This is a genomic window from Pseudomonas sp. DTU12.3 (assembly GCF_004124275.1).
GTDB classification, from domain to species: Bacteria; Pseudomonadota; Gammaproteobacteria; order Pseudomonadales; family Pseudomonadaceae; genus Aquipseudomonas; species Aquipseudomonas helmanticensis.
Genome location: NZ_CP027218.1, coordinates 4,501,692 through 4,519,846, shown reverse-complemented (window position 1 = coordinate 4,519,846; position 18,155 = coordinate 4,501,692). Strand labels below are relative to the sequence as shown.

Below are 18,155 nucleotides of genomic sequence, written 5' to 3'. Positions count from 1 at the left end.
GTACACAAATCTAAATGTGGGAGCGGGCTTGCTCGCGAAGAGGCCAGATCAGGCAATAAAGATAGAAGGGTTACTTAGGCCCGAGAATCTGCGCCAGTTTCTCCGGCGAAGGCGCACCTTGCTGCTGTTGCAACTCACCCTTGGCATCCATGTAGAAAATCGCCGGCGTCGCCTGCAAATCGAGGTCTTCCATCAACTGCATGTTCGCCCCCAGCTTGCTCTGCACGGCTGCCGGAATATCTTTGAGCGCCTTGAGTGAACTGGCCTTGCCAGCCTTCTCATGATCTTCCAGCGCCTTGGCCGGGTCTTTCGCCGCCAGCAGCGCCGCCGATTTGCCCGGGCTGTCTTCGCGAATGATGCCGACCATGATGTGCCGCAACTGCACCTTGCCGGACTTGACCCAAGGCCGCGCCTGTTCCCAGAACATGTTGCAGTAAGGGCAGTTCGGATCACTGAACAGGTACACCGTGCGCGGTGCATCCTTGTTGCCGTCCTGAATCCAGTTGCTTGCTTCGAACTTGGCCCAGACTTCCTTGGCCATCGGCGCGTAGACCAGTTTTTGCAACGGTTCGCTGCTCAGGTCCTTGCCGTCGGCGTCATACAGATTACCCAGCAGGACGTGTTTGCCATCCGGGGTCAGGTACAGCGCCATGCCACGGTTCTGATATTGCGCCGCGTAGCCGCGCAAACCATCGGGAGCATCGAACTGACCAACGATTTTCGCGCCTTTGGCTTCGATCTGCTTGATCGCCGCCGGCAATTCTTCAGCAGCCTGCACCGACGGCAAGTGCAGCAGGGCAGTGCCCAGGGTTAGCGTCAGCAGGTGGCGGAGGCGGGGCATGGCAGTTTCCTTGCAGAGGTGGCCGGGTTTGCGGCCGGGTTCGAAAGCGAATTGGGGTCGCCGAAGTTTTCCAGGGCGCGCGCCAGACTGGCATTCGACAATTCGCCCAGATGACTGCTCAGCAATCGACCGTCAGGGCTATAGAACAGCGTAGTCGGCAATGCCATGGAACCCACGGCCTGGCCGAGTCGGCCACTGCGGTCGAACAGTACGTTATTGAGGCTCAGGCCTTGGGTTTCGAGAAACGTCGCCACGCTTTGCATGCTTTCGGCCTGATTGACGAACAGGAAGGTCAGATCCGGTCGTTGCTGTTGGGCGTTTTCCAGTACTGGCATTTCGCGACGGCATGGCGGGCACCAGGTCGCCCACAGGTTGATGACCAGCGGGCCGCCCTGATAGTCGCTGAGCTGGATGGTTTCCCCGGCCGCATTGCGCAGGGAGATTTCCGGCAGGCGCGTGCCTTGTTCATAGATATTCAGTGACAGGGTTGCGAGCAACCAGAACGCCACGCCGCTGACCACGCCAAAGCCCAGCGGTCGGCGCAAACCGGGCCGGCGCCAGCCGCGATACAGCGCCGCCAGCAGCAATACGATCACTCCAGGCCATGCGAGAAAACCGCCATCGCGCAGGTCGATGATCTGCCACGGATCGTTGCGATAGTGGCTCCAGTACACGCCGACAAAGGCAATACGCGCCGCCAGCATGCCCAGCAGAAACAGGCTGAACAGTGCCGACTCGGGGTTATCGCCGCCGCGCTTGGCCACCCGCCAGCCGACAAAGGTTGCCAGTGCCAATGCACTGATCAGCAGCAGGTGGTTGAGCGCGATGGCAAAGGTGCCGAGGGTGAAGGTCAGCATTAATTGGCGTCTCGGGTGGCGGTCCAGCGTTGCAAGAACGTATCGGCATCGACTTCGCCGGTGATGCGCTGGCTGCGGCGCTCTTCGCCATCAGTGCCGATCCATACGAAACTCGGTGGCCCCGGCACTTTGTAGCGGCCGAGCAGTTCGCGGCTGGCGGCATTGTCGGCAGTGACATCGAGGCGCAGCAGGCGCACATCACTCAAGCCCTGCATGACCTTGTCCTGGCCGAACACCTGTTTCTCCATGACTTTGCATGACACGCACCAGTCGGCGTAGTAATCGAGCAGCACCCACTGGCCCTGAGCCTTGGCGGCATCCAGTTCGCGTTGCAGCGCCGCCGGTTCCTTGATCGTGGTGAATGCCTCGTGACCGTTGGGTGCCGCGCTGACAGTTCGGCCAGCGCTATAGACCTGCAATGGCTGATACGGATCATCGCTGCCGCCCGCCGCGCCGATCACCAGCACACTGCCCCACACACCCAGCAACAGCGAAGTCGCGCCAAACAGTTGCGCCACCCGGCCAAATCCTTCCGATTGCTTCCAGGCACAGAAGGCCGCGATCAGCAGCAGCGCACCGCACAGGCCCAGCCACAACGACGGATCCAGCACCGGACGCAGCATCAACAGCGCGGTGGCGAGAAAGAGGAAACCGAACACGCCTTTGAGCAGGTTCATCCACGCGCCGGGTTTGGGCAGGAAGCGATTGCCGACCGTCACCAGCAGCAACAGCGGCACACCGATGCCGATGCCCAGCGCAAACAGGATCAACCCGCCGTGCAGGGCGTTGCCACTCTGCGCGATATACAGCAAGGCGCCGGCCAGCGGTGCGGTCATGCACGGGCCGACCAACAATCCTGACAAGGCACCGAGGACGCCGGCGCCGATCAGGCTGCCACCGCTGCGGCTGCGCGAAGCGTGTTCCAGCCGATCGCGCAGGGCCACCGGTAATTGCAGCTCGAAGAAGCCAAACATCGGCAGCGCCAGCACAACAAAAATCGCGGCAAAGGTGCCGAGCAACCAAGGGTTCTGCAACCACGCCTGCAAGTTCGCGCCGAGCAGCGCAGCAATCACGCCCATCGCCGCGTACACCAGCGCCATGCAGATCACATAACTGCTGGCCAAGGCAAAACCGCGTCGAGGCGTGGCGCCGCTGCCCACCACCATACCGGCCAGAATCGGCAGCATCGGCAACGTGCAAGGGGTAAATGCCAACAGCAGACCCAAGCCGAAAAACACTAGCAGGCTCCAGCCCAGCGCGTGCTGTTGCAGGCCGCTGGCAAGGGCTTGATCCGGTGCTTCAGTGGCGGTCGTCGACGGCGCTTTTCCGCCCAGGTCGATGACCCGGGTTTGCGGCGGATAACACAGGCCGGCATCCGCGCAGCCTTGATAGCTGACCTTGATCTGCCCGCTGGCCGAGGCCGGGATCTTCACCTCGAGGCCTTGGCGATAAACCGGTTGCTCACCGAAGTACTCATCACTGTGCGATTCGCCTTCGGGCAACGCTGGTTGTTGCTGCGCCGTCAGGCCATCGAATTTCAGGCGTTTCTGATACAGGTAATAGCCATCGGTGATTTGCCAGAACAGCTGGGTTTCACCGGACTCCAGGCGTTCGGACGTGAGGACGAACGCCTTGTCGACCGGAAGAAACTCAGGTTTTGTCTCGAATGGATTGTTTCCTGCCTGGGCCAGGCCCGAGAGCAAGAGGGCAAACAAAAGAAAAAAATGACGCATGGAGGAAGCCTTGTCCCTGTGCAAGTGAGGTGCACAATGGCCGTTGGCGATTAACCGATGATTAACCGCCACGCCCTTGTCGCTGTGACGTTCGGGGCATAATGTCAGCTTAATCGGCGAACTGCCTAATCCGCTTTTTTCTACGGGACTCACCATGCACGTACTGGTTTGCGAAGACGATGAGTTGATCGCCAGCGGCATCGTTGCCGGTCTCACGGCGCAGGGTCTGACCGTCGAGCACGTCAACACGGCGTCGAAGGCTCGGGCGATGCTCAAGGTCGCTGAGTTTGATGTGATGGTGCTCGACCTCGGCTTGCCCGACGAAGATGGCCTCAAGTTGCTGCAGCAATTGCGCCAGGGCGGCCTGGAAATCCCCGTGCTGATCCTCACTGCGCGGGATTCGGTCACCGACCGCGTCGATGGCTTGCAGGCCGGTGCTGACGATTACCTGCTCAAACCCTTCGACCTGCGTGAGTTGTTCGCGCGGTTGCAAACCCTGCTGCGTCGCGTGGCGGGCCGCAGTGTCAACCTCATCGAACACGGTGCGCTGACCTACGACCCGAGCAGCCGTGAAACCCGCCTGGGTGGTCAAGCCGTGGACTTGTCGCGCCGCGAACAGTCGTTGTTGCAGGCGTTGTTGCATAACCGCGGTCGCGTGTTGTCTACCGAGCAGTTGAAAGACAGCGTCTATGGCTTCAACGATGAGCTGGAAAGCAATGCGCTCAACGTGCATATCCATCACCTGCGCAGCAAACTCGGTAAAGGCATCGTTGAAACCGTGCGCGGCCTCGGCTATCGCCTGGGCCCGGCCGATGGTGGAGATCAAGGCAAGTGATGAGCCTGCGACTGCGCCTGAGCCTGACGCTCGGCGCCGCGTTCGCGTTGATCTGGGCGCTGGCGGCAGCCTGGATGCTCAGCGATCTGCGCAATCAGATGATGTTTTCCCTCGACCAGCGCCTGGTCGCTTCCGCGCGCATGGTCGCCGGCCTGCTGGAGCAGTTGCCGACATTGCCGAGCAAAGGCGAGGGCACCCATTTCAGCGCCGAGCAGTTGAACATTCCCGGTGGCATGGCTTGTCAGGTCAGCTCGTTGCGCGGGGAAATTCTCGCCCGCAGTCACAACAATCCCGAGCAAGCGCTGGAAGCCGAGAAAATGGGCTTCCACGACCAGATGATCGACGGCGCGCCGTGGCGCAGTTTCACCCTTGCTCGCGGTGATGTACGGATTACCACGGCCGATCGGCAAATCGAACGCGAAGCCCTGAACATGTCGATTCTGCTGGCTGCGTCGGTGCCGGTGGGTGTCGCATTGCTCGGTTGCCTGTGCCTGTTGTGGCTGGGCATCGGCCAGGGGCTGGCGCCGCTCAATCGCCTGCGGGAAGCGCTGATGCGGCGTAATGCCGACTCGCTGGAACCGCTGCAATTGCAGGCGTTTCCCAGCGAGCTGAAGCCATTGCTCGACACCCAGAACCAGCTGTTCCAGCGCATCGCCAAGACCATCGAACGAGAGCGTCGGCTGACCGGTGATGCGGCGCATGAACTGCGCAGCCCGCTGACCGCGATCAAGACCCACCTGCAAGTGGCGCGCATGACCGAAGGCAATGCGCGCGATCAATCGCTGGCGCGGGCCGAGGAAGGTGCCGATCGCATGCATCGCACCCTTGAGCAACTGCTGTTGCTGGCGCGTGTCGAAGGCAGTCTGTCGTTTGACGATGGCGTGCAATGCAGTGCCGAGCAAGTCGCACGGCTGGCGATTCAGGACGCCACCGGTGGCGAACGTCTGCGGATCAAGTTGCAGCTGCCGGACGACCTCTCCACAGCAGCGTTGCAAATGCCGGCCGTGTTGTCGATTGCCGCGCTGCGCAATCTGCTCGATAACGCCCTGCGCCATACGCCCGAGGATTGCGCGGTGGAGTTGAGCCTGGAGACCCTTGGCAACCGCGTCCGTTATGTCGTGCGCGATCATGGTCCGGGCATTGCGACGGATGATCTGCAACATCTGACCCAACGCTTCTGGCGCAACGGCCAGAGCACCGGTTGTGGCCTGGGTCTGGCGATTGTCCAGGCGATCGTCCAGCGCTGCGAATGCGCCCTGCATTTCGACAGCCGTCCGGACGGCTTGCGTGTCGAACTGAGCATGCCACTGCAACCCGTCTGATCTCACCCCCTATGCAGGAGCTGCCGAAGGCTGCGATCTCTTGATCTCGTCTTTTTAAAACAAGATCAAAAGATCGCAGCCTGCGGCAGCTCCTACAGGGATTGGTGAAGGCTGCGATCTCTTGGTCTTGTCTTTTTAAAACAACATCAAAAGATCGCAGCCTGCGGCAGCTCCTACGGGGATTGGTGCATCGGCACATCAAATGTAACTTCTGGGCGTTGGCTATCCGCCGGCCCTGACGTTATGGTCTGCGCAGCCTTGACTCAACGGATTGAGAGAACAGCGCCATGGATGCCCCCATCTACATTTACGCCGCCACACCCGCCGACTCCGGCATCATCAGCCGTATCATCGAACGCTCGATTCGCGTCGGTTGCGCGCTTGATCACCGTAACGACCCGCGACTCGTCAACACCTGGGTACGCCAGCAATCGGCAGAGCGCATCACTGCGTGGCTGGTCGATCCGCACTTCTACCTCAACATCGCGTTGCTAGCGGACAAACCGGTCGGCGTCGGCATGGCGGCGTCCAGTGGCGACGTGACCTTCTGCCATGTGCAGCCGGAATGGTTTCGCCGCGGCGCCGGTCGGGCGTTGATGGCGGATCTCGAAGGCTGGCTGCGAATCCGGGGCAGGCCGGGCGTGGCCCTGAAAAGTACACGCACCGGCGAAGCGTTTTATCGGCACCTGGGTTATCGCGAGTCGGCACCGGCGTTGCTCCATCACGGGGTAAAAGCCACGCCCATGCACAAGTCGCTGGCGGTTCCTGCCTGACATCTCGATCAAGGGTCTAAATCCTCGCCGCGCTTAAGCGTTTCCAGAACAGGAAAACCTGCAAGTGCGCCCCGCGACCGGAACGCGCACCTGTCTGGTGTGCTGTTTTGGTCACAATCCATAGCGAATTGAGGGGTCGAGAGATGTCAGTCGCCACCAGCCTTATCGAAGAGTCGTCGGCCCGGGTCAGCTCGGCGCCAGCGGAAACGTTGTACCAGTTCAATGAATCGCCGCTGCTGGCTCGGCAGAGCCAGCAGGAATCCAACGCTCGCAGTTATCCGCGGCGTATTCCGCTGGCACTCAAGCGGGCCAAGGGTCTGTATGTCGAGGACGTCGAAGGGCGCACCTTCATCGACTGCCTGGCCGGTGCCGGCACGCTGGCATTGGGGCATAACCACCCGGTGGTGATCGAAGCGATCCAGCAGGTGCTTGCCGACGAGCTGCCGCTGCACACGCTGGACCTGACCACGCCGGTCAAGGATCAGTTCGTCCAGGATCTGTTCGGCTTGTTACCACGTGAGCTGGCGGCGCAAGCCAAAATCCAGTTCTGCGGCCCGACCGGTACCGACGCCGTGGAAGCTGCGCTGAAACTGGTGCGCACCGCCACTGGCCGCAGCACCGTGCTGTCGTTTTCCGGCGGTTACCACGGCATGAGCCAGGGCGCGTTAAGCCTGATGGGCAGCCTGGGGCCGAAAAAGCCGTTGGGTGCCTTGCTCAGCAACGGTGTGCAGTTCATGCCGTTCCCGTATGACTATCGCTGCCCGTTCGGCCTCGGTGGCGCCGCCGGCGTCAAGGCCAACTTGAGCTACCTGGAAAACCTGCTCAACGATCCTGAAGCCGGTGTGCAACTGCCAGCGGCGGTGATCGTTGAAGCGGTGCAGGGCGAGGGCGGCGTGATTCCTGCCGATATCGAGTGGCTGCGCGGTTTGCGCCGGATCACCGAGAAGGCGGGGGTCGCGCTGATCGTCGATGAGATCCAGAGCGGTTTCGCCCGCACCGGCAAAATGTTTGCCTTTGAACACGCCGGGATCATCCCGGATGTGGTGGTGCTGTCCAAAGCCATTGGCGGCAGCCTGCCGCTGGCGGTGGTGGTTTATCGCGACTGGCTCGACACCTGGCAACCGGGCGCACACGCCGGCACTTTCCGTGGCAATCAGATGGCGATGGCTGCCGGTTCGGCGGTGATGCGTTACCTGGTCGAACACAAGGTCTGCGAACACGCTGCAGCCATGGGTGAACGTCTCAGCGAACACCTGCGCATTCTGCAGCGTGACTTCCCGCAACTCGGCGACATTCGGGGGCGTGGCCTGATGCTCGGTGTCGAGTTGGTCGATCCGGCCGGAGCGCCGGATGCGCTGGGGCATCCGCCAGCGTTTGCCCGTCTGGCGCCGCTGGTGCAGCGCGAATGCCTCAAGCGTGGGCTGATTCTGGAGCTGGGCGGTCGACACGGCGCGGTGGTGCGTTTCCTGCCGCCGCTGGTGATCACCGCAACCGAGATCGACCGCGTTGCCGAGATCTTCGGTCGCGCCCTGATTGCCGCGACTGCCGCGCTGTAAATTTTTCGCCGCGCCGAACGTTCTTTCTACATACCCGGCCGCACCCGTTGTGCGGCCCACCCTTACATCGATGGAGAACCAGCATGACGTCAGTATTCGACCGCGAGGACATCCTCTTTCAGGTCGTGGTCAACCACGAAGAGCAATACTCGATCTGGCCCGACTACAAAGCCGTGCCGGAAGGCTGGCGCACCGTGGGCAAGAGTGGCCTGAAAAAGGAATGCCTTGCCTACATCGAAGAGACCTGGACTGACATGCGTCCATTGAGCCTGCGTCAGAAGATGGAAGCGCAGGTCGCCGCTCAATAAGCTCATTGGCAAAAAGAAACCCGCTGAACCGGAGACGGTCAGCGGGTTTTTTCATGCCTGGAAATAGGTGTTGTCAGGTCAGGCCTCTTCGCGAGCAGGCTCGCTCCCACAGGAGGGCTGTATCGTGCATCAATCTCTGTGGGAGCTGGCTTGCCAGCGAAGAACGATAACGCGGTTCCGGCTGAAACTACGCCCCGCTCAAACCTTTGAGCAGCAAATCCACGTTCCCCTCCAGCTCCGCCACCGGATCCGCCGCATCGGTGCTCAGCACCACCAGATGACTACCCGACTCGGCAATCGCCGCTTTCACCGCTTCCGAAGGCTGACGATGATGCAGCACAACGGCGACATCATTGTCCTTGAGCGTTGCCGTCAGTTTTTTCAGGTCTTCTGGCGTCCACTCGGCATCGGGGCGGGGATCCTCGCCGATCAGCTCGAGATTGAGGCTGCCGATCAGATAGCCGAAGTGATCGCTCAGGCTCATCACACTCAGATTGTCGGCACTGGCCAGACGCGCCTCGCTGTCGGCGCTGAGTTTCAGCAGACGCTGCTTCAACGCCGCCAGATTGGCCTCGATCTTTGGTTTGGCGCTCGGTGCCAGCCGCACCAGATCTGCCGCCATCACGTCCGCCATGCGCCCCATGTTGTTGCTCGCCAGCCATGGCTGGCTGTTCAGGCCATCGACTTTCAGCTCGGGTTGCACGGCAATGCCGGGCAGGGCACCGTCGACCGGACGTGCGGCATCGACCTCGACGATACGAATGTTGCTGCGGCGGGCGATCGGGTACAGCGGATCATCAGCCCACAGCGAGCGCACGCCGATCACCGCGTCGGCTCCGGTCGCCAGTTTGCTCAGCGCCGGCGCGCCGCGACCGGTGAAGTAGGCGGTCTGGCGACTGCCGGGCAGATTCGCTGGCGCCGCACGTTCGAGGTTGACGTCGGTGCCCTTGAGCAGCACTTCGCCCAGGCCGTAGGTGATCGGCAACGACGCCAGCACCCGCAATGGCTTGGTGTTTTCGGCGGCCAGCAACGGTGTACCCATCACGCCGCACAGGGCCATGGCCAAGCTCAGCTTACGCAGTGAAAAAGTCATTTATCCAAGATTCCCTTTCAGACTCGGGACAACCCCGCGCGCGATGGCGGCGAGGGCGAAGGCGATGCCGGCGACCAGAATGATCGCGGCGCCGGACGGGATCGGCAGGTCGAAGACGATGGGCGCGAGAATTCCGCACAACGTGCTGACGGTGGCGATCAGCACCGAACACCAGAAAAAGCCCTTGAGCGATTGACTGAGCAAACGTGCAGCAGCGGCCGGAATCACCAGCAGCGCGCCGACCAGAATTGCCCCAATCACCTTCACCGCCGCGACGGTGATCAGCGTCACCAGAATCACGAACAGATAATCCAGGGTCTTCACCGCCACGCCGCGCACCGCCGCCAGTTGCGGGTTGAAACTGGCGAGCATGATGCGGTTGTACAGCGGCAGCGCCAACGCCATGACCAGCGAACCGACGATCGCCAGCACCGCCAGATCATTGCCGTTCACCGTGAGCACCGAGCCGAACAGCACGTTTTCGAGAATGTGCACGTTGATCTTGCCCGCGAGAATCAGCAGCAGGCTTGCACCCAATGCCAACGACACCGACAGGAACACGCCGATCAAGGTGTCCGGCGCCAGACCAGTGCGGTTGCGCAGGTAATTGAGCAGGATGCCGAACAGCAGGCAATAACCGAACAGGCTGCCATATGGGCCGGTGTAGGGTTCGCCGAGCAGAATGCCGATGGCCACGCCGGTCAGCGCCGCATGCCCGACCGCTTCGGAGAAAAACGCGAAGCGCTTGACCACCACCAGCGTACCGAGACCACCGAGCACCGGGCCGATCAGCAGGCCGGCGAGCAACGCGTTGACCACAAATCCATAGGCCAGCGCTTCCGGCAGATAACCAGAGGAGGCCCAGCCCTGTACCATCAGGCGAAAAGCTTCGTAACTCATCAGACAGCGCTCCGCGGATGGGTCGAGAACAAGGTCAGCAGGCGTTCCGGGGTCAGCGCCTGTTGCGGCGTGGCATCGAACAGCACGCGACGGTTGAGACCGGTGACGTGATTGGCCAGACGCCCGACGGCTTCCAGATCGTGTTCGATCCACAGCACGGTAATGCCCGCTGCGCGCCAGTCATTCAGCAGTCGTTCAAAGACTTGAATCCCGGCTTCGTCGAGGGCCGACATCGGTTCGTCGAGCACCAGCAGTTGCGGCGCCGGAATCAGCCCTTGCGCGAGGAGCACCCGCTGCCGTTCACCGCCCGACAGCGCGCCCATGCGGCGCTTGCGCTTGTCCTGCATGCCGACGCGCTCCAGCGCTTCGCCGATGGCGCCGGCGTAGTGTTTGCTCAAGCCGAGAAACGCCGGACGGCGCTGGCACATCGCGGCCATGAAATCGTCGACGGTCATCGGTAAACCACGATCGAACTCCAGCGCCTGCGGCACATAACCGATGGTGCCGGGGGCGCCGGGCCATTGCAGGCTGAGCTGGCCCTGATGCGGCATCTGCCCGAGCAGCGTCTTGATCAGCGAACTCTTGCCGCCACCGTTCGGGCCGACCAGCGCATGCACGCTGCCGGGCCGCACCTGGAAAGTGACTTTGTCGAGAATCGTCGTGCGGCCCAGGGTCAGACAAACCTCCGAAAAATCCAAAGTCGGCCCCGAAACCTGTGGGAGCGGGCTTGCTCGCGAAGGCGTCGTGTCAGGCGCTACTTGAGGAGAATGACTCACCGCATTCGCGAGCAAGCCCGCTCCCACAGGGGATTGGAGTTCGTCCGAGATCGTTTCTTTTGAGGTCATGCGCCCGACTCCTGAATCGCCCGCACCACGGTATTGAGGTTGCCGGTCATTTCCTTTTCATATTTGTCGGCGGTGTATTCGCCATAGGAAATGTGCGACAGCGGGTAGAGCTTGACGCCGGACTCACGCTGGATGGTTTCGACATACGTGGAGGGGAAATCCATCTCCGAGAAGATCACTTTCACATCCAGCTCGCGCAGTTGATCGATGGTCTTTTTCAACTGGCTCGGGCTTGGCTCGATACCGTGTGCCGGCTCGACCACTGCCGTCACTTCCAGGCCGAATTCGCGCAGCAGATAGTCATACGCTGCGTGAACCGTGGCCACGCGCAGTTCGGCATTCGGCGCCTGGGTCAGTTTGGCCAAGGCGTCGGCCCGCATCTGCCGCAGGCGTTTGCCGTAGGCGCGGGCGTTCTGCGTGTAGGTCCTGGCGTTGTCCGGGTCGAGTTTGCCCAGCTCGCGGGCGATATTGTTGACCTGCGCGATCGAGGCGCTGATCGACAGGAACGTGTGCGGGTTGACCACTTTGCCGGCACCGCGCGCGGCGACCCCGGTGGCGGCCAGCAGCGGCACGTTCTCGTTGGCTTCGATGGTCTTGATGTTCGGCGTTTCGCTGGCGGCGATCATGCGGTCGGCGAAATCGTCATGGCCGACACCATTCAGCACGATCACGTCCAGCCCGCTGATGCGCTTGATGTCCTCGGCCCGAGGCTCGTAGGCGTGCGGGTTGAAGCCGGCGGGAATCAGCGGCACGACGTCGGCCTTGTCGCCGACGATGTTGGCCACGTAGCTGTAATAAGGGTGCAGGGTGATGCCGATGCGCAGGCGTTTGGCCGGATCGGCACTGGCCAGCGGGCTCAGCAGGCAGGCGCAAAGGCCGACTAGAAACAGGCGCAGCAAGGGACGGCGAGGCGATGAAATAGACATGGGCAAGCGGTCTTCTCTCGAATGGGGCGAGGGTTCAATGACGATGTTCGCGGGTAACCCCGGCATCGTATTGCGCGACGATTTGTTTCCAGCCGGCAGCGGACAGTGCGGCATCCGACAGATCGGCAGCCGGCTTGAGGTCGGCATCGCGGCTGAGCCAGATGTCCGGCGCAGCCTTGTCGTCGGCGCTGACGCGCATCAGAAACGAACCGGCGACGGCGGGCGTCTGGCTGTGCCCGTAATAGGCAGTGCCTGCGAGCATTTGCCAGACATGCCCGCCACGGCTGACCGAACTGGCGTCCTGGGCAAACGGTGCGAAACCTTCGTCCGCGAGGTTTTGCGGGGTCGGCAGGGCTTTCTGCTCTTCGCGCAGCAAGTGGATTTCGTCGAGGGTGACCCGCAGGTCGGCATAGATGCCTTGCTCGGCGGCGCTGAGGTCACGACGGGCGTCGAGCTGGTTGCTGGCGACCGGCTCCGGTTCATGCGATACGCCGCGCCACGCCACCACGGAACCGGCAATTGCCAGGATCAGCAGGCACAACAGCAGCACATTGAGGGTTTCATGGCCGGCACCCGCCGGGCGCACGATTTGTGTGGTGGGCGTACTCATGGGGTCTCGATATCCGCTTGATCGATTTCCACGACGTGGCCCGGGCCGGCGTCGAACAATACATAGAACTCGGCGCCGGGCTTCTTGAAGGTCAGGGTCGAATCGCTGCCGAGCTTGCCCGGCAACAGAATCGTTTCGTCGTAGCCGATCACATCGAGGGTCACTCCCGGGGCACCGCTGCCGTCGGAGAAACCACCGGTGCATTTGATCTGCTCGGCATCGACGGCTTTGCATTCGCACATCGGGTTGTGCGCGAGGGCGCTGGCGCTGAAACCAGTGCACAGCACCAGCAGCGCAGTACTCAGCCCCAGGCGGGAAGGGCGTTTGGTGTGGCTCATGGTTTGGCTCCTTGTTTGTTCAGCCAGGCGATCGTGGCGGGGGAGGCCTGGCTCAGGGGAATCGAGGCCTGATGCATGTTGCCGTCCCAGCCTTCCATGGTGATCCACAGTTCGGCGTCGGTTTTGGTCTTTTCCGGGATCAGCAATTGCGTGCCCATGCGGTACGGCGTACCGAAGAAAATCACCCCGGCGGCGCGCAGGCTGCGGGGTTTGCCGATGCGCAGGTAAGTCGCCTTGACCTGTTCGATACAGGCATCACACAAGGCAGCGTTGAAGTCCTTCATGAAACCGGCGGGACCATTGAGCGGCGCTTCGTTGCGCAGCTCGGCCAGGCGCAGGCTCCACGGGCCGACCTGGACTTCACCGATCTCGCGTTCGCCAAGGCCGCTGTCGCCACGGAACAACGCGACGTCGGCAAAGTATTTCGGCATGAAACCCAGCGGAATCAGCAGTAGCAGTACGTTGATGTGGAAGCGCCATTTGTGCCAGAAGCGGCTCAGGCGTGAAGGTTGGGCAATGCTCGTCGTCTGGCTCACAGGCTGGCCTCCGAAGTCTCGCGGGTGGTCGCGGGCTGCATGGCGGCGCTGCGGGCTTTCTTGCTTTCGCGTTTAAGGGCGTTGGCGGTGGCCAGCGCGGTGCGCTTGGTCCAGATCAACAGACCGCTGAGCACCATCATGCTCAGCAGCAGGCCGAAGAAGAACCAGATCAGCTTGATCCACAAACCGCCAAAGTCACCGGTGTGCAACGGGCGCATGGATTCGGTGACGAACTCCAGCGAGTTGCGATCGGAAAGCAGGCGAGTCGCCGCCAGGTCGCCGTTATACGGATTGAGCGTCGCCGTCTGGAACATCAACGGATACCAGCCACGTCCGCCAAGGCTCAAATGGCTGTAGGCGTTGCCCGGCATGCTGACGAAACTGACTTCGAGGCCGGGGATCTTCTGTTCGGTGATTTCGATGGCGCGCGCCAGGCTGATCTTCGCCGGTGGCGCGGCATCGCTCGACACCGGCACGCTTTCACGGGCGAGCGCCGGAATGATCGGCTCGCTGGACCAGGAAATATGGTTGTCCGAGAGCAGTGCCTGAATCAGGAACCAGGTGCCGGTGATGGAAATCACCGCGATAAACCAGATCGACCAGATGCCGCTCAGGCGATGGAAGTCGCCCCAGAAAATCCGTGCGCCGTGGCGAATGCGCAGGGTCGGACGCAGAAAGCCTTTCCAGAAACGCTTGTAAACCACCAGGCCGGTGACCAGCGAGACGAGCATCGGCAAGCCGAGGAACGACACCAGATACCAGCCCCAGCTGTAGCCATTGGTAAACGGCACCAGCCACCAGCCATGCAAGGCGCGGGTGAAGGCCTTGAAATTGAATTCGGGGGCGGTGCCCTGGATGGCGCCGGTGTAGGGGTTGACGTAGACGGTCAGCGAGCGCCCGTCCGGGTAACTCACTTCGACATCGAGGGCAAAATGCGCTTCATCCGGTCGGCTGATGCTTTCGACCAGCGTCTGCGGCTCGGCCTTTTTGATCGCGGCGAGAATCTCGTCATAGCTGAGCAGGGGCGCGTCATCGGTGGGCTGGCTGGCGCGCATCTGCGGGTTGGCCAGCCAGACGATTTCCTGGCTGACCACCGCCAGAGTGCCGGTGACACAGACGATCAGGACAAAAAACCAGATCGGTAACGCGAGCCAGCTATGTACCAGGAACCACAGTTTGGAGCGGGACTTCTTCGACATGATTGCGCGTCTTGATTTCGATGGAAGGGAGCGTGACTACGGGCTTCGCAGTCCATGTATCCCTGGAAGGTCTGGTCGTGGCTGTTGCCTACGCGACCAGCCCGCATCTCTATAAGACGGATGAGCGTGACGAATCCCGATAAGGGATATGAAAGTAAATGTTTCGCACTTCCCTCACCGCCAACTCTCCCCCCTCAATCCCCCACCCCAATGCCCCTGTAGGAGCTGACGAGTAAAACGAGGCTGCGATCTTTTGATCTTCAGAACAAGATCAAAAGATCGCAGCGTGCCGCAGCTCCTACCGGTCTTCGGATCGAACACGATTCATGGAGGATGCCATCACTCTCTGCCAATTGATGGCGGCGGGCCGCTGCCTATGATGGAAATCACCAGTGATTGCCTGAGTAGTGCTTGATGAGCCCCAGAACCCTTTACGACAAACACATCGATTCGCACACGGTGTGCCGCCTCGACGATCAGGGCCATGTCCTGTTGTATATCGATCGTCAGGTGATCAACGAATACACCAGCCCGCAGGCGTTCAGCGGCCTGCGCGCGGCCGGGCGCGAGGTCTGGCGCCCGGGCACGGCGCTGGCGGTGGTCGATCACGTCAACCCGACCACACCGCTGCGTGTGGCGGCGATGCCGGATGCCGGCGGTGCCCGTCAAGTGTCGTATCTGGCGGAAAATTGCCGCGACTTCGGCATCGAGTTGCTGGACATCCTCGACAAACGCCAGGGCATCGAACACGTGATTGCCCCGGAACAGGGCTTCATCCTGCCGGGCATGGTCATCGCCGCCGGTGACAGCCACACCACCACTTACGGCGCACTTGGCGCCTTCGGTTTTGGTATCGGTACCTCCGAAATCGAGCACTTGCTAGCCTCGCAGACGCTGGTCTACAAACGCCTGAAAAGCATGCGCGTGACCGTTGCCGGCGAGCTGGCACCGGGCCTGACTTCGAAAGACGTGATCATGGCGCTGATCGGCCAGATTGGCGCGTCCGGCGCCACCGGTTATGCCATCGAGTTCTGCGGTTCGACCATTGATGCGCTGAGCGTCGAGGCGCGCATGACCATTTGCAACATGGCGGTCGAGGCCGGTGCGCGCGGCGCGTTCATGGCGCCGGACGAAAAAGTTTTCATCTATCTCAAAGGCAAACCGCGTGCGCCCACCGGTGAGTTGTGGGAGCGCGGATTGCAAAAATGGCGCGATTTGCGCAGCGATCCCGGCGCACTGTTCGACCGCGAGATTCATCTCGACGCCAGCCTGCTGGAGCCGATGGTGACCTGGGGCACCAGCCCGGATCAGGCCGCACCGATTGGCGCGCGAGTGCCCGACCCGCAAGCGGTCAGCGACCCGATCCTGCGTCAGGACATGCGCCGCGCGCTCAATTACATGGGCCTCGAAGCGGGCATGGCACTTAGCGATATCGTCATCAGCCATGCGTTTATCGGCTCCTGCACCAATGCGCGAATCGAAGACTTGCGCGACGCCGCCAGCGTCGTGCGTGGCCAGCAGGTGGCTGCGCATGTGCGAGCGATGATCGTCCCGGGTTCCAGCGAAGTGCGCGCGCAGGCCGAGGCTGAAGGGCTGGCGCAGATCTTTATCGACGCCGGTTTTGAGTGGCGGCAGTCGGGTTGCTCGATGTGCCTGGCGATGAACGACGACGTGCTGGCCCCCGGCGACCGCTGCGCGTCCAGCACCAACCGCAATTTCGAAGGTCGGCAGGGCGCCGGCGCGCGCACCCATCTGATGAGTCCGGCGATGGTTGCCGCGGCCGCGATCAGTGGCCGACTCACTGACATCCGCCATTTTGGAGAACGCCCATGAGCCTGCAACCCTTCACTCAGGTCAGCGGCCAGGCCGCGCCGTTGCTCGCGGCCAACGTCGACACCGACGTGATCATGCCCAAGCAGTTTCTCAAAGGCATCGATCGCCAGGGCCTGGATCGCGGCCTGTTTTTCGATCTGCGGTTTTTGCCCGACGGCACGCCCAACCCTGATTTCGTGCTCAATCAGCCTGCGTGGCAGGGCGCAAGTTTCCTCGTCGTCGGGCCTAACTTCGGTTGTGGTTCCAGCCGTGAGCACGCTGTATGGGGCTTGCAGCAGATGGGCATTCGCGCGCTGATCGGCAGCAGCTTCGCCGGGATCTTTTTCGACAACTGCCAGCGCAACGGCGTGTTGTTGATCACGCTGGAAGAAGCGCAGGTGCAACGGCTCGGGCAGTGGGTTGGTCAGCCTGAAAGTGCGCGGATCAGCCTTGATCTGGAGGCGCAGCAGATTGCTCTGGCGGACGGCTCTATCATTGAGTTCGAGATCGATACGCTGCGTAAAACTGCCTTGCTGCTCGGTCTGGATGCGATCGGCAGCACCTTGCAACGGCGCGAACAGATCAAAGCCTTCGAACGCCAACATCTGGCCGACAATCCCTGGCTCTCCTGACGAAAAGATCGCAGCCTGCGGCAGCTCCTACAGGGATACAGGTAGGAGCTGCCGCAGGCTGCGATCTTTTGATCTTCTAAACGGACAGGCTTTTGAAGTGTTCCTGCAAAAACTCCACACACGCTCGCAACTTCCCCGAATGCGCCAGCCGTGTCGGGTACACCGCCCAGACATTCGCGCTCTGGCTGTAATCCTCCAGCACCTGCACCAGCCGTCCTTGCTCCAGCAACGGCTTCACGTCCCACAATGAACGCAGCAACATTCCCCGCCCATCCAGCGCCCATTGCAGGACGATCTCGCCATTGTTCGACGACAACGGCCCACTGACCCGCACGCTTTCCTGTGCGCCATCGCGATCCAGACTCCAGATGCCGAAGGCGTTGTCGCGCTCCTTGATCACCAGGCAATCGTGCTGTTGCAGTTCTTCCAGGGTTCGCGGCATGCCACGGCGTTGCAGATAGCCTGGCGCGGCGCACAACACTCGCCGGTTGCTCACCAGGCGCCGGCCGATGTGCTGGCCGGGAATATCATCGCCGACGCGGATCTCCAGATCGAAACCTTCATTGATGATGTCGACCACACGGTCAAACAGGTCGAGGCGGATTTCCAGCTCGGGATAACGTTCGGCCAACAGCGACACCGCTGGCGCCACGTGATTGCGGCCGAAACCGAAACTGCTGCAGATGTGCAAACGCCCACGCGGGCTATCGTGGGCGTCGCAGAGTTCGTCGTGCAGTTGCTGGAAGTCATCGAGAATGCGCAACGCCCAACGCTGCACGCGTTCGCCATCCTCGGTCAGCGAGACGCGGCGACTGGTACGGTGCAGCAGGCGCGTGCCGAGGGTGCTTTCGAGAATCTGGATGCGTTTGCTGACGTAGGCCGGGGACAGGCCCAGTTCATCCGCTGCGGCAGCAAAGCCGTTCTTGCGGATCACGGTGAGCAGCACACGCAGGTCTTCGGGCAGGGGCACGGTGTCTTTCTTCTGGGACATGTCTAAAACGAACACTGGCGGCAGAAGCCGCCAGCATAGCATTGCCGT

The 18,155-nt window shown here is 61.8% G+C and carries 19 protein-coding genes; 7 read left to right on the top strand and 12 right to left on the bottom strand.

All coding sequences use genetic code 11. The features are described 5' to 3' along the window. Window positions 1-70: 70 nt before the first annotated feature. From dsbG to dsbD, 3 genes are read right to left on the bottom strand one after another with little or no spacing between them, the layout of a single operon-like run. Window positions 71-841: a thiol:disulfide interchange protein DsbG gene (gene dsbG, locus C2E19_RS20680; protein WP_129394860.1), complete on the bottom strand. Its 771-nt coding sequence runs from the start codon at window positions 839-841 to the stop codon at window positions 71-73. After that, window positions 817-1,698, bottom strand: coding sequence for a TlpA disulfide reductase family protein (locus C2E19_RS20675; protein ID WP_129394859.1), 882 nt, complete (start codon window positions 1,696-1,698; stop codon window positions 817-819). The genes dsbG and C2E19_RS20675 overlap by 25 nt, the downstream gene beginning before the upstream one ends. After that, window positions 1,698-3,431 (bottom strand): protein-disulfide reductase DsbD, encoded by a 1,734-nt coding sequence (gene dsbD / locus C2E19_RS20670; protein WP_129394858.1) that lies wholly within the window; start codon window positions 3,429-3,431, stop codon window positions 1,698-1,700. Before dsbD ends, C2E19_RS20675 begins: the two co-directional genes overlap by 1 nt. A 154-nt stretch (window positions 3,432-3,585) precedes the next feature. Between dsbD and C2E19_RS20665 the strand changes: the two genes are divergently transcribed. From C2E19_RS20665 to C2E19_RS20640, 5 genes are all read left to right on the top strand, one after another. Beyond that, a complete protein-coding gene (locus C2E19_RS20665) occupies window positions 3,586-4,266 on the top strand; it encodes a response regulator (protein ID WP_129394857.1) in 681 nt (226 codons plus the stop codon). Beyond that, entirely contained in the window at window positions 4,266-5,588 is a 1,323-nt protein-coding gene (locus C2E19_RS20660; RefSeq protein ID WP_129394856.1) for an ATP-binding protein, read from the top strand. Before C2E19_RS20665 ends, C2E19_RS20660 begins: the two co-directional genes overlap by 1 nt. A gap of 287 nt (window positions 5,589-5,875) precedes the next feature. After that, complete coding sequence (locus tag C2E19_RS20650) at window positions 5,876-6,361, top strand: GNAT family N-acetyltransferase (protein WP_129394855.1); 486 nt, start codon at window positions 5,876-5,878, stop codon at window positions 6,359-6,361. A gap of 143 nt (window positions 6,362-6,504) precedes the next feature. Continuing rightward, the gene (locus tag C2E19_RS20645) at window positions 6,505-7,917 is read left to right on the top strand and encodes an aspartate aminotransferase family protein (protein ID WP_129394854.1); all 1,413 of its coding nucleotides are present in this window, start codon (window positions 6,505-6,507) and stop codon (window positions 7,915-7,917) included. A gap of 83 nt (window positions 7,918-8,000) precedes the next feature. Then, on the top strand, window positions 8,001-8,225 hold the full coding sequence (locus tag C2E19_RS20640; protein ID WP_129394853.1) for an MbtH family protein: 225 nt from the start codon (window positions 8,001-8,003) through the stop codon (window positions 8,223-8,225). A gap of 187 nt (window positions 8,226-8,412) precedes the next feature. On the opposite strand, the gene C2E19_RS20635 is transcribed toward C2E19_RS20640, so the two are convergent. From C2E19_RS20635 to C2E19_RS20600, 8 genes are read right to left on the bottom strand one after another with little or no spacing between them, the layout of a single operon-like run. Beyond that, window positions 8,413-9,318: a metal ABC transporter solute-binding protein, Zn/Mn family gene (locus tag C2E19_RS20635; protein WP_129394852.1), complete on the bottom strand. Its 906-nt coding sequence runs from the start codon at window positions 9,316-9,318 to the stop codon at window positions 8,413-8,415. Continuing rightward, window positions 9,319-10,218 carry a metal ABC transporter permease gene (locus C2E19_RS20630; RefSeq protein WP_007917717.1) on the bottom strand — a complete coding sequence of 300 codons (900 nt, stop codon included), beginning with the start codon at window positions 10,216-10,218 and terminating at the stop codon, window positions 9,319-9,321. Then, a complete protein-coding gene (locus C2E19_RS20625; RefSeq protein ID WP_129394851.1) occupies window positions 10,218-11,063 on the bottom strand; it encodes a metal ABC transporter ATP-binding protein in 846 nt (281 codons plus the stop codon). Before C2E19_RS20625 ends, C2E19_RS20630 begins: the two co-directional genes overlap by 1 nt. Then, window positions 11,060-11,989 carry a metal ABC transporter substrate-binding protein gene (locus C2E19_RS20620; RefSeq protein ID WP_129394850.1) on the bottom strand — a complete coding sequence of 310 codons (930 nt, stop codon included), beginning with the start codon at window positions 11,987-11,989 and terminating at the stop codon, window positions 11,060-11,062. Before C2E19_RS20620 ends, C2E19_RS20625 begins: the two co-directional genes overlap by 4 nt. Window positions 11,990-12,023: 34 nt before the next feature. Next, the gene (locus tag C2E19_RS20615; RefSeq protein ID WP_129394849.1) at window positions 12,024-12,599 is read right to left on the bottom strand and encodes a DUF6162 family protein; all 576 of its coding nucleotides are present in this window, start codon (window positions 12,597-12,599) and stop codon (window positions 12,024-12,026) included. Then, on the bottom strand, window positions 12,596-12,937 hold the full coding sequence (locus C2E19_RS20610) for a hypothetical protein (protein ID WP_129394848.1): 342 nt from the start codon (window positions 12,935-12,937) through the stop codon (window positions 12,596-12,598). The genes C2E19_RS20615 and C2E19_RS20610 overlap by 4 nt, the downstream gene beginning before the upstream one ends. Next, window positions 12,934-13,473 (bottom strand): thiamine pyrophosphate-binding protein, encoded by a 540-nt coding sequence (locus C2E19_RS20605; protein ID WP_129394847.1) that lies wholly within the window; start codon window positions 13,471-13,473, stop codon window positions 12,934-12,936. Before C2E19_RS20605 ends, C2E19_RS20610 begins: the two co-directional genes overlap by 4 nt. Beyond that, window positions 13,470-14,672, bottom strand: coding sequence for a PepSY domain-containing protein (locus C2E19_RS20600; protein WP_129394846.1), 1,203 nt, complete (start codon window positions 14,670-14,672; stop codon window positions 13,470-13,472). The genes C2E19_RS20605 and C2E19_RS20600 overlap by 4 nt, the downstream gene beginning before the upstream one ends. A 414-nt stretch (window positions 14,673-15,086) precedes the next feature. Here C2E19_RS20600 and leuC point away from each other — a divergent pair, with 414 nt between their 5' ends. Together leuC and leuD are read left to right on the top strand one after the other, a co-directional pair. Further along, window positions 15,087-16,505 (top strand): 3-isopropylmalate dehydratase large subunit, encoded by a 1,419-nt coding sequence (gene leuC / locus C2E19_RS20595; RefSeq protein ID WP_129394845.1) that lies wholly within the window; start codon window positions 15,087-15,089, stop codon window positions 16,503-16,505. Beyond that, window positions 16,502-17,116, top strand: a complete 615-nt coding sequence (leuD, locus tag C2E19_RS20590; RefSeq protein ID WP_129394844.1) for a 3-isopropylmalate dehydratase small subunit — start codon at window positions 16,502-16,504, stop codon at window positions 17,114-17,116. The genes leuC and leuD overlap by 4 nt, the downstream gene beginning before the upstream one ends. A gap of 76 nt (window positions 17,117-17,192) precedes the next feature. Here leuD and C2E19_RS20585 read toward each other — a convergent pair whose 3' ends face one another. Next, entirely contained in the window at window positions 17,193-18,107 is a 915-nt protein-coding gene (locus C2E19_RS20585; RefSeq protein WP_164979442.1) for a LysR substrate-binding domain-containing protein, read from the bottom strand. Window positions 18,108-18,155: the final 48 nt, after the last annotated feature.

Bases quoted from the DNA above. Each gene is read 5' to 3' on its own strand.
- C2E19_RS20585 (WP_164979442.1), bottom strand. From the start codon at position 18,107: ATGTCCCAGAAGAAAGACACCGTGCCCCTGCCCGAAGACCTGCGTGTG.
- dsbG (WP_129394860.1), bottom strand. From the start codon at position 841: ATGCCCCGCCTCCGCCACCTGCTGACGCTAACCCTGGGCACTGCCCTG.
- C2E19_RS20635 (WP_129394852.1), bottom strand. From the start codon at position 9,318: ATGACTTTTTCACTGCGTAAGCTGAGCTTGGCCATGGCCCTGTGCGGC.
- C2E19_RS20615 (WP_129394849.1), bottom strand. From the start codon at position 12,599: ATGAGTACGCCCACCACACAAATCGTGCGCCCGGCGGGTGCCGGCCAT.
- dsbD (WP_129394858.1), bottom strand. From the start codon at position 3,431: ATGCGTCATTTTTTTCTTTTGTTTGCCCTCTTGCTCTCGGGCCTGGCC.
- C2E19_RS20640 (WP_129394853.1), top strand. From the start codon at position 8,001: ATGACGTCAGTATTCGACCGCGAGGACATCCTCTTTCAGGTCGTGGTC.
- C2E19_RS20600 (WP_129394846.1), bottom strand. From the start codon at position 14,672: ATGTCGAAGAAGTCCCGCTCCAAACTGTGGTTCCTGGTACATAGCTGG.
- C2E19_RS20620 (WP_129394850.1), bottom strand. From the start codon at position 11,989: ATGTCTATTTCATCGCCTCGCCGTCCCTTGCTGCGCCTGTTTCTAGTC.
- C2E19_RS20650 (WP_129394855.1), top strand. From the start codon at position 5,876: ATGGATGCCCCCATCTACATTTACGCCGCCACACCCGCCGACTCCGGC.
- leuC (WP_129394845.1), top strand. From the start codon at position 15,087: ATGAGCCCCAGAACCCTTTACGACAAACACATCGATTCGCACACGGTG.
- C2E19_RS20630 (WP_007917717.1), bottom strand. From the start codon at position 10,218: ATGAGTTACGAAGCTTTTCGCCTGATGGTACAGGGCTGGGCCTCCTCT.
- C2E19_RS20610 (WP_129394848.1), bottom strand. From the start codon at position 12,937: ATGAGCCACACCAAACGCCCTTCCCGCCTGGGGCTGAGTACTGCGCTG.
- C2E19_RS20625 (WP_129394851.1), bottom strand. From the start codon at position 11,063: ATGACCTCAAAAGAAACGATCTCGGACGAACTCCAATCCCCTGTGGGA.
- leuD (WP_129394844.1), top strand. From the start codon at position 16,502: ATGAGCCTGCAACCCTTCACTCAGGTCAGCGGCCAGGCCGCGCCGTTG.
- C2E19_RS20660 (WP_129394856.1), top strand. From the start codon at position 4,266: ATGAGCCTGCGACTGCGCCTGAGCCTGACGCTCGGCGCCGCGTTCGCG.
- C2E19_RS20665 (WP_129394857.1), top strand. From the start codon at position 3,586: ATGCACGTACTGGTTTGCGAAGACGATGAGTTGATCGCCAGCGGCATC.
- C2E19_RS20675 (WP_129394859.1), bottom strand. From the start codon at position 1,698: ATGCTGACCTTCACCCTCGGCACCTTTGCCATCGCGCTCAACCACCTG.
- C2E19_RS20645 (WP_129394854.1), top strand. From the start codon at position 6,505: ATGTCAGTCGCCACCAGCCTTATCGAAGAGTCGTCGGCCCGGGTCAGC.